Below are 15,390 nucleotides of genomic sequence, written 5' to 3'. Positions count from 1 at the left end.
TTATTTCAATATAAAAAAAGGATAGAAAGGATAGAAAGTTATTTATTTCAATAAAAACAAAATGATGCAAATTCAAATATCAATTTAAAACAATAAACAACATGAATTATACCTCATTGAGATTTATAAGACATTAAAAAAAATTAACCATATTAAATAAAAAATAATATAGACTTCAATCCAAATGACAATCACTATTACAGCGCAAAGAATTATGTTCATGTAATAAAAATGAGTGAAAGACCATGATTGCCATTGAAAATAAAAATAATTTTAGCGAAACAGGATGGGGTAATAAGGATGTATACTTAAAAGAATCAGAAATAAAGTTTTAACCATTTGCTAACTATTGACTGAAAATAAATATTAACTATTTTGCATAAGGAAGAATGCTGAAAGATTGCGAGATTGGCTGTAATGATACCATGGTGAATAACGCTAACGCTTATTGAACAAAATAACAAATTAATATTTAAACTATCAGCAACAAAATATAGTTTATTAAATTATATTAATGCTAAAACATAAATAAATTAAGGTTAGATAATCACTGAAATTTACCCATCCGTATCATAAATCACAAATAACTTGCAAGCGGAATGCGTTCGTATAATTTATTATGAAAACAACTGAAGGTTCGCTAAATCCGAACTTATATAACCTTCATCCCGCTCAAGAAGATGTGTTTTACGAGCAAACCCTTCATGAAAACACTCCATTACACAATATAGGCTGGTATACCTTGATGGAAGGTGAGATTGATATCGTCATCTTGCAACAAGCCTGGCAATTACTGCACCAACATATTGATACACTAAGATTACGTTTCTCGATTAATTCGGATAATGAAGCAACGCAATATCTTGAAAATCAGAGTAATCCAGAGTCAATCATATTCCATGATTTTTCAACGCAGCCTGATCCTGAAGAAAAAGCCAGGCATTGGATGCAACAACAGGTAAGCCAGCCCATAAACTTCCCAAATGAGATCTTGTATCAGACTTCATTAATTCGCATTACTAGCAAAAGATTTTGTTTTTTCAATAAATTCCACCATATTATAATTGATGGAACCGGTTTATTGCGACTTCATGAATATGTTTTTAAGTTGTATTCATGCCTGAAAAATGGAACATCAACAGCCTGGTTATCAGAAATTCCACAATATTTAGATGTAATAGAGAAAGCGAAAGAATACCTGAATTCTTCCCATTACGAAGAAGATAAAAGCTACTGGTATGATTTTTTGGCAAAAAATGACATCCATCAATTAACGCCTTATTATCAAAATAAGGGTTCTGGTAGCGATGAGTTGGTATTGCCACTGTCAATTAAAGCTGATTTGCGCGCTTTTTGTGAAGAAAATAAAACGAACCTTCTCGCTGTCTTCTCCAGTCTGGTCATCATTATGATGTCAGAACTGACAGGGCAACAGGAATTAATATTTAATACCATCACTCATGGAAGAAAGTCAAAATCAGAGAAAAATACCGTGGGAATGCTGGCAAATATATATCCCGTACATTGCCATGTTTCTGATACAGTCAGTGTGATTGAGCAGATTAAACTAACAGAATCAGCGCTAAAAGAGAGTTATCACCACGGTCAATTCCCTCGTTCTCATTTGGTCAGAATGGCTAATCATCATGGAATTGCTTTACCCAATATATTTATACTCTATGAAAAGCTTTCAGGGTCAACATCTGAAACCAGCCAGGCACGACATCATGTTATAGACGGGTTTTCTAATATTGATCCTATCGCTTTTCGATTAAAAGATTTTGGGCATATTCAGGAATTAACCATAACGATAGATTATTTACAGGAATATTTTAGTCCTCAGGATATAAAAAAAATATTTGAACGACTGCAAAACTTATTGGCTGCTTTGCTCGACTCACCTTCTTTATTAGTCAGTGAATTACCTGTTTTATTAGAACAAGAGCGCTATACCCTATTGCACTGCTGGAACCAGACCAACGTCCCCTACCCGCAAGATATGATTTTGCAACAGCAGTTTGAGATTCAGGCAGCAGCAACACCCGATAATGTGGCGTTGATATTCGAAGAGGAAACCCTGACTTACCGCCAGCTCAACGAACAGTCAAATCAACTCGCTGTTGTGATACGCGAATGTTACCAGCAGCAACATAATGCGCCAATGCTGGCAGATACACCAATAGCTCTCTACCTCGATCGCAGTCTGGAGATGGTGATCAGTATTCTGGCAGTGCTGAAAGCCGGCGGTGCCTATGTGCCGATTTCCCCCGAATATCCACCGGAGCGAGTTCAGTTTATTCTGGAAGATACCGGAAGCCCGTGTGTGATAACCCAGCAACGATACCTGACGACACTGGAAAAATGTGCACATACCTTACCCATTCAACCCGCACTGATAGCCGCAGATGACGGTACCATCACCAAAGACCAACCAGCGGAAAATTTAGTGCCGGTGAACAAGAGTACGGATCTGGCATACATTATCTACACCTCCGGGACGACCGGGCAGCCGAAAGGCGTTGAGCTGACCCATCAGAACGTCATCAATCACCTGTGTTGGATGCAGGCTCAATATCCCTTAAGCACATCGGATAAAGTCCTGCAACAAATCCCTTATACCTTTGATGCCTCAGTCTGGGAGCTGATTGCAGCTAACTGGTTTGGTGCCAGTATTGTGATGCCCTCACCGGACGTTCATAAACAACCCGAAGTCCTGCATCAGCTGATACAGAAAACCGGCGTGACGGTTGTGCAGTTTGTTCCATCCATGTTAGGTGCTTTTTGCCAGACAATACGGGATTTAGGCCAGCAATTGCCTGACACTATCCGTTATGTGCTATGTGGCGGAGAGGCGTTGACGATGTCCCATGTCAGCGCATTCAGAGCCATAAATAAGGGTTCGAGTATTTTAATCAACCTCTATGGCCCGACTGAAACGACAAATGATATCACTCACTTTGATGTCACTGATGAATTTAGTGGCCATGTCCCCATTGGCAGGGCACATCATAACACCCATCTGTATGTCCTTAATCATAATGGCAAACTGTCTCCTATTGGTGCGCCCGGAGAATTGTATATCGGTGGTGCCGGACTGGCACGGGGATATCGGAACCGTCCGGAACTGACTGCCGAGCGTTTTGTCGAAAACCCGTTTGCCAGCGCTGAAGATAAGGCTAACGGTTATACCCGCCTGTACAAAACCGGCGATTTGGTACGCTGGCTGCCGGATGGCAACCTCGAATATCTGGGGCGCAATGATTTTCAGGTCAAAATCCGCGGTTACCGCATTGAGTTGGGTGAAATTGAAACAGCTTTATCCTCCCACCCACAGGTGAAACAGGCCGTGGTGATTGACCAGGAGCATGCGGGCCATAAAGCACTGGCCGCTTATCTGGTGACCGACGAAACGCTGACCAATGACACTCTGCTGGAATATCTCTCCGCCCTTCTGCCGGAATATATGATCCCCGCCAGCTTTACCCGCATTGACGCCATCCCCCTGACTACCAATGGCAAACTCGACCGTCATGCTTTGCCAGCGCCGGTATGGGAAAACCGGGATCGTTATATCGCACCGCGTACTGAGTTGGAAACCCAATTGTGCGCACTCTGGCAAGATGTTTTGGGATTAGAACGGATTGGCATTGAAGACAACTTCTTCCGTATCGGTGGCGATTCTATTGTCAGTATCCGGTTGGTTTCCAAACTGCGGCAGGTAGGTTTCTCTCTTCAGGTCAAATCGATTTTTGAAGCACCAACGGTATTACGTCTGGCGCAATTCCTGACACAAACAACCTCCGCAGTCACTGTGGTTACTGAACAGGGATTATTAAGCGGAGAATTTGGTTTATTACCTATCCAACAAGATTTCTTCAATCAAAATCTGCCATATCCGCACCATTGGAATCAGGCATTTATGTTCCGGCTTCCCGGGAATATCAAACACGAACATATTGCACAGGCCCTGATAGCGCTGGCCGAGCGACATGATATGTTACGTGCCCATTTTATCGACACAGCACAGGGTTATCGTCAGTGTTACCCCGCAGGAATGCCGTCTTGGTTACCTGAATTACTGCATTGTGATGTGAGTGCGTTGGATGAAGCCGAGCGACACCAGCAACTGACCCAATGGCAGAGTGGTTTTGATTATTGTGAGGGGCCTTTATGGCAAGCCGCCCACCTGACCGGCTATGCCGACGGCAGTGCCCGGTTATTCTTCGCCTTTCACCACCTGATTATTGATGCCGTATCGTGGCGAATTATCGCTGAAGATATGCGCCTGCTACTACAAGGCATAACGCTGCCACCGAAAACCAGCAGTTACCGGCAATGGGTTACTACTGTCCAGCGTTATGCCGTACAGCATCAAGACGAAGTGCCTTACTGGCAGGGAGTCATGACAGGGAAAGAAAGCTATCCGGTGATGGGAGAAATCAACTCGCAACGGTTGAGTATATCATCCGAACTGACTGGCATCCTGCTGCGTGAAGCCAACTCAGGTTATCACACCGAAATCAATGACCTATTGCTCAGCGCCCTCACATTGGCATTGCGGACAACCTTCTCCCAACCGGTGAACTCCATCATTCTTGAAGGGCATGGACGGGAAACCATCGACAATACGCTGGATATCTCCGAAACTGTTGGCTGGTTTACAACTGTGTATCCTGTTTGCCTGACCATGCAGGATGATATTGCAGAAACCATTATTCACACCAAAGAGATGCTTCGTGCTATTCCCAATAGGGGCATTGGCTACGGTGCCTTACATCAGGCGGGAGACCTGACCGGTGATTTACCCGCCATCAGCTTTAACTATCTCGGTCAATTCCCCGGTCAATTCCTCGGCCAATTTGGTGGTGAGGCCGGACAAGCCAATCATCAGGATTGGGCGCTGACCGACGATAGCTGTGGCTCAATGATCGCCAGCGAGAACGGCAGTCATTTACTGCTGGATATCAATGGTGCTGTTCAGGCGGGGAGACTGCAATTCAGCGTACTGTCCCGTTTACCAACTGACCAGACGCAAATGTTTATCACGGCTTTTGAGCAAGCCCTCAATCATGTCATCACTGCCGGTCAGAAACAGGCTCAATCGGGCGGAATGAAAACACCCAGTGATTATGAATTTAAAGCCGTTTCAATTGAACGCCTAAAACGTTTGCAGCAAAACTATCAGGTCGAAACCCTGTACCCTGCCACCAGTTTGCAACAAGGATTTATTTATCATCATCTGTCTCAACCACAGGATGATGCCTATCGTGTGCAACTATTGTTGGATTATCACACCAATATCGATCTTGCCGCCTATCAACAAGCCTGGACGCTGGCTTCACTGCGCTTCCCTATCCTCAGAACCGCATTTGATTGGGAAGGGGAAATTTTGCAGATTGTGACTAAGGGTCCAAGTCTTGGTTCGGCTAACTTTACCGTCAAGGATATCAGTCAATTACCCGAAGAAGAGAAGGATCGAGCGATTGAAGCGATCCAACAGCATGACCGTACCCTGCCTTTTGATTTAAGCCAGCCCGGTTTAACCCGCCTTACATTCATCAAACAACATGAACAGTTGGTGACAATCCTGATCACGCAACACCACTTGATTATCGACGGCTGGAGTGGCCCTGTTTTATTACAAGCGGTACATGAGTATTACAACGCTCTGGTACAAGGACAAAAGCCCCGGATCGTCGTGGAACAGGCTTATCTGGCAACCCAGCAATACTATCTGGAGCATCAGGCTGAATCTGAAGCGTATTGGGCGGAGCGTAAAACGCATTTCCGGGAAACTAATGATTTGTCAGCCCTGTTAAGTCATCACGTTGATTTGACACAGATTAAAACCGTCGAAAAACCAGCCGAACAGATGCTCACTGTGCAGGGAGATGCTTATGAGCAACTGAAGGGTATGTGCCGGATGCAGGGCGTTACGCTCAATGTAGTACTGCAATTTGCCTGGCATAAACTACTGTACAGTTACACCGGGGATGAACAGACCATCGTGGGCACCACCGTTTCCGGTCGCGATGTACCGGTGGATGGCATTGAGTCCAGTGTTGGTCTGTATATTAATACGTTGCCGTTGATGGTGCAGTGGACTCAGGCGGACAGTATCACTGCGGTTTTACAAGACATACAGAAAGATATCGCCGCACTCAACAGCCACAGTGCCGTATCACTCGCCAGTTTGCAGCCAGATGGAGAACGGTTATTCCATAGCCTGTTCGTCTTTGAAAACTATCCGGTTCCTGTAGTGAGCGAAAACGAGAAAGGGATTGAGAATACCCAGAAGTTCCGCCAGGCCATCGAAAAAGTGGATTATCCGTTGTCATTAATGGGCTATGAGCAAGATGACAGTTTAGTCATAAAATTAGGTTATGGTGAAGACTGGCTGGCAGATAAACACGCGCTGCGTTTGCTTCGTCAGCTTGAGTGCATTCTGCACGCCGTGGCCTGTGACCCGCACCAGCCGCATACCTCCATAATGTTCCTCAGTGAGGAAGAGCGCCATACCCTGCTGCACACCTGGAACCAGACTGATGCCCCCTATCCGCAGGACAAAATCCTGCAACAATTGTTTGAAGCGCAGGTGGAAATCACGCCAAACGATGTGGCGCTGGTGTTTGAGGGAGAAACGCTGACCTACCGTCAGCTCAACGAACGGACGAACCAGTTAGCAAACACCCTCCGCGAACATTATCAGCAACGCCATGCACCGCTGCAAGCCGGCACATTGATCGCGCTCTATCTCGACCGCAGTCTGGAAATGGTGATCAGTATTCTGGCGGTGCTGAAAGCGGGGGGCGCTTATGTGCCCATTTCACCGGAATATCCCGCAGAACGCGTCAATTTTATTCTGCAAGATACCCGGACCTCGTGCGTATTGACTCAGCAACATCATTTGGCTGCACTGGCTGCCTATACCCGACCATTTGCTGAACAGCCGGCACTGCTAGCCACAGATGACCAGACCATTACCGCAGGCCAGTCCGTGGAAAATCCGGCGCCGATCAATAAACCGACCGATTTGGCTTATATCATCTACACCTCCGGCACGACCGGTCAGCCAAAAGGCGTCATGATTGAGCATAAAAATGTTGCTCATTTAGCGGCGGCACAAATCAAAATTCTTGATATCACAAAGCGAAAAAAAGCATTAATGTTTGCCGCTTATGTCTTTGATGGCTCGGTTTTCGAACTGTTTTCTAACTTATTTAACGGTCTTACCACTTACATTTGCAGTGAAACAGAACGAAATGCCCCTGCGGTTGAAAAACTCATCCAACGGGAAGGCATTGAAATAGCCATCTTACCGCCCGTGATACTGAAATTATTAAACGGTGCGGACTTACCCTCCTTACAAACATTAATTACCGGGGGAGAATCGCCCACATTAGATTACCTTGAGCATTTCAGTAAAAACACTTGTATGTTAAACGGTTATGGCCCAACAGAAACGACTGTCTGTGCAACCGTGAAGGAATACCAAAGCGGGGATATCGCAACGAATATTGGCCGGGCGATTAATAACACCCGTCTGTATGTGCTTGATAAACACGGTAACCTGTCTCCAATCGGGGCGCCCGGAGAACTGTATATCGGTGGGGCAGGACTGGCACGGGGGTATTTCAACCGGCCTGAACTGACCGCAGAGCGTTTTGTGGAAAATCCCTTTGCCAGCGCAGAAGACAAAGCCAGAGGCTATACCCGCATCTACAAAACCGGCGATTTGGTGCGCTGGCTGCCGGACGGCAATCTGGAATATCTGGGGCGCAATGACTTTCAGGTCAAAATCCGCGGTTACCGCATTGAGTTGGGAGAAATCGAAAACGCCCTCGCTTCCCATCCGCAGGTGAAACAGGCCGTGGTGATTGACCGCGAGCACAAAGGGAATAAAGTGCTGGCCGCCTATCTGGTGGCAGATGACGTACTGTCCGATGAAACCCTGATGAATTACCTTTTCGACCGTTTACCAGATTATATGCTGCCCGCCAGTTTTACCCGCATTGCGTCTGTACCGCTGACCCTGAACGGCAAGCTGGATCGCCGTGCCCTGCCAGAACCGACATGGGAAAATCGGGACAATTATGTCGCTCCCCGCAATGCACTGGAAACCCAGCTATGTACCATCTGGCAGGAAGTGTTGGGCTTAGAACGCGTGGGTATTGAAGATAACTTCTTCCGTATCGGCGGTAACTCCCTCACGGCGATTAAGCTCACGGCAGCTATTCGCCGAACCTTGGCAATGGAAGTATTACTGGCACAATTGTTTGAGCTGAAAACCATCGCTGGCTTGGTCACTCACACAGGGCAGCAGGCCCATACGATCATCCCTCACCTTGCATTAGAACATTACCCTTTATCGTTTGCTCAGGAGCGGATGCTATTTATCGAGCAGTTTGAACAAGGCACTAACGCCTACCACATCCCTTATCTGGTTGAGCTGGATAACGACGCCTGTCTGCCCTTGTTAGAAACCGCCATTAACCGGCTGGTTGAACGCCATTCCGTGATGAAGATGGTCTATCCCAATAATGATAAAGGACAGATTTACCAACAAATGTTGGGCGATAATTTAATTATCAAGTCACAATCCTGTGGAGATATCGGCACGCTTCTGAGCATGGTTCACGCTGAAATAGCCACGCCATTTGATCTGGCTACCGAACCGAGCCTGCGTTTATGTCATTATCATTTGATCAATAACCAATTGAACGATAAGCAAGTAATCGATAAACACTACCTGTTAATGTTGTGGCACCACATCGCCATTGATGGCTGGTCCATTGATATTTTTATGGATGAACTGGCAGAGATTTACCATTCCTTGTCAGAAGGCCGTGACAGCCAACTGGCGCCCCTGGATATCACCTATGGCGACTACGCCGCATGGCAACGGGAATATTTACAGGGTGAAGTGCGTGAACGCCAGCTTGCCTACTGGCAGCAGTCCTTGGCCGGCTACGAACCACTGGCTTTGCCAACAGACCGCCCCAGACCCGCTCAGGTGAATTATCAGGGGCGGGATTTCAATTTTACGCTGGATACAACGCTGTCTGAGCAACTGAGAACATTGGCTAAAGCTCAGGAAACCACCTTATATACTGTGCTGCTCAGTGGCCTTTATGTCACGCTGGCAAAATTATCCGGTCAAGATGATATCGTACTGGGTACTCCTACCGATAACCGACACCATGCTCAAACTCAGTCCCTGATTGGTATGTTCGTCAACTCACTGGCCTTAAGAACACAGCTTCAACAAACTGCCAGTGTGGAAAGCCTGATTAAACAGACTCATAAGTTGGTGACCGAAGCCAAGAACTTTCAGGATATGCCGTTTGAACATCTGGTTGAAACACTGGGAATTGAACGTGACACCTCTCGCCACCCGATTTTTCAGGTGATGTTCAGCTTGCAAAGTTTTGGTGAGAGCCTGCCAAACGAAACCCCTCTGCCGTTTAATCCGGTTGCACTGGACGACTCTCTAGATAGTCCCGCCAAGTTTGACCTGAGCCTGTTTTTGTCCGACAGACAAGCCGATATTACGGGTTGTCTGAATTACGCGGTCAGCCTGTTTGACGAGGAAACCATCGTGCGGTTGGTGGGTATCTACCAACGGGTACTGGCTGCATTGGTGGCAAACCAGAAACAATCTCTGTCTGAGCTTGATATCCTGCCTGCACAAGACCGTCATACCCTACTGCACACCTGGAACCAGACCGATGTTCCCTATCCGCAGGACAAAACCCTGCAACAGTTGTTTGAAGCACAGGCAGCCCAAAACCCCGATGCCACCGCCGTCATATTTGAAGATCAAAGAATGAGCTATGGCGAACTCAACCGACGTGCTAACCGTCTGGCGCATCATCTCATTGCGTTGGGGGTACGTCCGGATGATTTGGTCGCCATTTGCCTTGAACGCAGCTCAGACATGGTGGTGGGGTTACTCGCTATCCTCAAGGCGGGCGGAGCTTATGTGCCACTCGATCCGACTTATCCGGCTGAAAGACTGGCCTATATGCTGGAAGATGCCAAACCAGTGGTTTTACTGACTCAGACAGCGCAGGCCGAGAAACTGACCAGCGCCATCCCCATGACGTTGATCGATAACACCGTGTTACTCGATAATCAGGCTCCATTCCCTGAAGCTATATTAGATAATAAAAATCTATTAGATAATAAAAATCTATTAGATAAGAATCCGGACACCCAAGCTCTGGAGCTGACATCACGCCATCTGGCCTATGTGATCTACACCTCTGGTTCTACCGGACTGCCCAAGGGAGTGATGGTCGAGCACCGCAATGTGCTGCGCCTGATTATCAATAGTGGCTTTGCCGACATAGGTTCCGATGACTGCATTGCCCATTGTGCCAATACCTCATTCGATGCCGCCACATGGGAGATTTGGTCTGCCCTGCTCAACGGCGGATGCCTGTATATTGTTCCATCGTCCGTGTTACTCGATCCGGTACGCTTCCGTCACACCTTAATCGAGGGAGAAGTCACCGCGTTATGGTTAACCGTTGGTTTGTTTAACGAGTACCTTGATACGCTTCTCCCGGTGTTCGGGCAACTGCGCTACCTGCTTGTCGGGGGGGATGTACTCAATCCACAGAAGATAAGGCAAGTGCAACTGGCAGAAACCTCGCCTGTACATCTGATTAACGGTTATGGCCCGACAGAAACGACAACCTTTGCCACCACTTATGCCATTACTTCCCTTGTCGATGTGGGCCAGTCAATCCCGATTGGCCGCCCCATCGGTAATACCCGGATTTATTTGCTTGATCCTCATGGGCAGCTTGTTCCGGTAGGTGCAATCGGTGAAATTCATATCGGCGGAACGGGTGTCGCCCGTGGCTATCTGAACCGCCCTGAACTGACGGAAGAGCGTTTCCTGCCTGACCCCTTCTTCCCGGAACCGGATGCCCGCATGTACAAGACCGGTGATCTCGGTCGTTGGCTGCCGGACGGAAATATCGAATACCTTGGCCGCAATGATTTTCAGGTCAAGCTGCGCGGTTTCCGCATTGAGCTGGGGGAAATCGAAAATGCCCTTGCTTCCCACCCACAAGTCAAACAAGCGGTGGTGATTATCCATGAGCATAACGGGAATAAAGTACTGGTCGCATATCTGGTCACAGAGAGTGTACTGTCTGATGACACCCTGATCAGATATCTCTCCTCCCGCCTGCCGGAATATATGCTACCTGCCAGCTTTACCCGCATTGAATCCATTCCCCTGACCCGGAACGGTAAAGTGGATCGCCACGCCCTGCCAGAGCCAATCTGGGGAAACAGGGACAACTATGTTGCTCCCCGCAATGAACTGGAAACCCAGCTATGTGCCATTTGGCAGGCGGTATTGGGGCTGGAACACATTGGCATTGAAGATAACTTTTTCCGCATTGGTGGTGATTCGATTGTCAGTATCCAGCTGGTTTCCAAACTGCGTCAGGCTGGCTTTTTCCTTCAGGTTAAATCGATTTTTGAGGCACCCACGGTGGCCCGGTTAGCCCAACTGCTGGCATTGTCATCATCTACAGCAAAAGTCATTGCAGAACAGGGATTATTAAGCGGCGAATTTGATTTATTGCCTATCCAGCAAACTTTCTTCGACTGGAGCTTATCGAATCCGCACCATTGGAATCAGGCATTTATGCTCCAGCTTCCCGGAAACATCAAACAGGCGGATATTGAGCAAGCTTTAATAAGCCTGACTGAGCGGCATGATATGTTACGTACCCATTTTGCCCATACTGAAAATGGCTACCGCCAGTGTTACTCTGCGGAAACAGCGCTCTGTCTGCCGGCATTACTGCACTGTGATGTCAGTAAGTTCTCAGAAGCTGAATTACATCAACAATTGACCCAATGGCAAAGTGGGTTTGATTACTATAACGGGCCATTATGGCAGGCTGGTCACCTGACCGGATACGCTGATGGTAGTGCCCGGTTATTCTTCGCATTCCACCACCTGATTATTGACGCAGTGTCGTGGCGAATTATTGCTGAAGATATACGTCTGTTATTGCAGGGCATGGCTTTGCCAGCGAAGACCAGCAGTTACCGGCAATGGGTGACCGCTGTCCATCATTATGCAGAGCAACACCAAGATGAAGTGCCCTACTGGCAGCGGATGATGGCACAGCAAACGGTAGCAGGAAACAACCTCAAACCCGTGCTGGACAGCATCACCCAGCACGGGTTAAGCATTTCTGCTGAGATGACGAACATCCTGCTACACGAAGCCAACACCGGTTATCACACTGAAATTAATGACTTACTGTTGAGCGCACTGACACTGGCCTTGCAGGAAACTTTCTCACGAGACGTAAACTACATTCTTCTGGAAGGTCATGGGCGGGAATCCATTGATAACACATTGGATCTTTCTGAAACCGTGGGTTGGTTTACAACCATGTACCCCGTTCGTCTGGAAATGCAGACTGAGATTGCAGAAACCATTATTCACACCAAAGAGATGCTTCGTGGCATACCAAACAAAGGCATTGGTTACGGTGCATTACATCAGGCGGGATATCTGACAGGCGATTTGCCGGCCATCAGTTTCAACTACCTCGGACAATTAGGAGGAGCCAGCCATCAAGACTGGTTCATAACCAGCGATGGTTGTGGGGATATGATAGCCAGCGAAAACGACAGCCATTTACTGTTAGGCATCAATGGCGCAGTTCAGGCAGGAAAACTGCAATTTAGTGTGGATTCCCGCTTGCCACAGCCCCAGACAGAAGTGTTTATCAAGGCATTTGAACAAGCGCTCAATAACATCACCGCGACGGGTCAGAAGCAGGCTCAGGCAGGAGGAATAAAAACCTCCAGTGATTACGGAATCAAGGGCGTTTCGATGGAGCAGCTAAACCAGCTCACTCATCGTTTTGGTCATGTGAATAATGAAAATTCGCACCTCCACCCACAAAAGAAAACCATTTTGGACGTGTAAAAAATGTTGATGCTATTAAACGAACTCAAGAAAAATCATGTCGCAGTATGGGCTTGTGAGAATAAGTTGAAACTGGCATTTACAGGGGAGACTCCCCCTGTTCAACTTATCGATAGAGTTAAAGAGAAAAGGGAAAACATATTAGATTTATTAAATGAAAGAAACATCTTCTCCGAAGAGGATTTTAAACATTTCACCTTTAGTGAAAATCATGCTGGTTCTGATGGGCCCGCCACATCCTCTGGGAATAACATTGAAATGATATTTCCCGCCACCAGCCTGCAACAGGGGTTTATTTATCATTATCTGGCCCAACCCCAGGATGATGCCTACCGTGTACAACTCCTGTTGGATTACCACACCCATATGGATCTTGCTGTCTATCAGCAAGCCTGGTCACTGGCTTCACTGCGCTTCCCTATCCTCAGAACCGCATTTGATTGGGAAGGCGAGATTTTACAGATAATCACAGCGGGTTCCAGTATTGGCCCAACGAATTTTACTACTCTGGATATCACTCAATCACCAGAAGAAGACCGCAACAAAGCGATTAAAGCGATCCAACAAAATGACCGCAATCTGCCTTTTGATTTAAATCAGCCCGGATTAATCCGTTTCACTTTTATCAAACAGGGTGAGCGGCTAATAACCGTGTTAATCACTCTGCATCACTGCATTATTGATGGCTGGAGCTACCCGATTTTATTACAGGCTGTACATGAATATTACAACCAACTGATAAAGGGACAAATACCACAAGTTGTAGTGGAACAGGCTTATCTGGCAACCCAACAATACCATCTGGATCATAAAGCCGAATCAGAAGCCTATTGGGCTGAATATAAAGCACAATTTCAGGGAGCTAATGATCTTTCAGCGCTGTTAAGTCATCAGACTGACTTAACGCAGATAAAAGCCGTTGAAAAGCCTGCTGAACAGATACTCACTATACAGGGAAGCATTTATGAGCAGCTAAAAGACACGTGCCGGACACAAGGCGTTACGCTCAATGTGGTACTGCAATTTGCCTGGCATAAATTATTACATCTTTATACCGGCGATGACCAAACTATTGTCGGTACGACTGTATCCGGGCGTGATGTGCCGGTGGAAGGGATTGAGTCGAGTGTTGGTCTGTATATCAATACCCTGCCGTTGATGGTTCAGTGGAACAAGGCAAACAGTATTATCAGCGTCTTAGAAGACATACAGAAGGACATCGCGGCACTCAACAGTCACAGTGCTGTATCGCTTGTCAGCCTGCAACCTGACGGAGAAAGTTTATTCCACAGCCTGCTGGTCTTTGAGAATTATCCTTCTCCCGCAGCCCATGAAAATCAAGAAGGTATCGAAAATACACTAACGTTCCGCCAAGGCATCGAAAAAACAGATTATCCGTTGTCATTAATGGGCTATGAGCAAGATGACAGTTTAGTCATAAAATTAGGTTATGGTGAAGACTGGCTGGCAGATAAACACGCGCTGCGTTTGCTTCGTCAGCTTGAGCGTATTCTGCACGCCGTGGCCTGTGACCCGCACCAGCCGCATACCTCCATAATGTTCCTCAGTGAGGAAGAGCGCCATACCCTGCTGCACACCTGGAACCAGACTGATGCCCCCTATCCGCAGGACAAAATCCTGCAACAATTGTTTGAAGCACAGGTGGAAATCACGCCAAACGATGTGGCGCTGGTGTTTGAGGGAGAAATGCTGACCTACCGTCAGCTCAACGAACGGACGAACCAGTTAGCAAACACCCTCCGCGAACATTATCAGCAACGTAATGCACCGCTGCAAGCTGGCACATTGATCGCGCTCTATCTCGACCGCAGTCTGGAAATGGTGATCAGTATTCTGGCGGTGCTGAAAGCGGGGGGCGCTTATGTGCCCATTTCGCCGGAATATCCCGCAGAACGCGTCAATTTTATTCTGCAAGATACCCGGACCTCGTGCGTATTGACTCAGCAACATCATTTGGCTGCACTGGCTGCCTATACCCGACCATTTGCTGAACAGCCGGCACTGCTAGCCACAGATGACCAGACCATCACCGCAGGCCAGTCCGTGGAAAATCCGGCGCCGATCAATAAACCGACCGATTTGGCTTATATCATCTACACCTCCGGCACGACCGGTCAGCCAAAAGGCGTCATGATTGAGCATAAAAATGTTGCTCATTTAGCGGCGGCACAAATCAAAATTCTTGATATCACAAAGCGAAAAAAAGCATTAATGTTTGCCGCTTATGTCTTTGATGGCACGGTTTTCGAACTGTTATCTAACTTAGTTAACGGTCTTACCACTTACATTTGCAGTGAAACAGAACGAAATGCCCCTGCGGTTGAAAAACTCATCCAACGGGAAGGCATTGAAATAGCCATCTTACCGCCCGTGATACTGAAATTATTAAACGGTGC

2 protein-coding genes are annotated in these 15,390 nt (G+C 47.1%); both read left to right on the top strand.

Going from position 1 to position 15,390, the window contains the following annotated elements; translation table 11 throughout:
- Window positions 1–619 precede the first annotated feature (619 nt).
- Complete coding sequence (locus tag AB204_RS20955; protein WP_053067946.1) at window positions 620–12,973, top strand: non-ribosomal peptide synthetase; 12,354 nt, start codon at window positions 620–622, stop codon at window positions 12,971–12,973.
- Window positions 12,974–12,976: 3 nt separating this feature from the next.
- Window positions 12,977–15,390: non-ribosomal peptide synthetase (locus tag AB204_RS18450; protein ID WP_047964849.1), on the top strand; the 2,414-nt coding region annotated here is incomplete at its 3' end.

This window comes from Xenorhabdus khoisanae (assembly GCF_001037465.1).
GTDB lineage: Bacteria > Pseudomonadota > Gammaproteobacteria > Enterobacterales > Enterobacteriaceae > Xenorhabdus > Xenorhabdus khoisanae.
The sequence above is the reverse complement of the archived record's forward strand: the minus strand, read 5'-3'. Positions and strand labels throughout refer to the sequence as shown.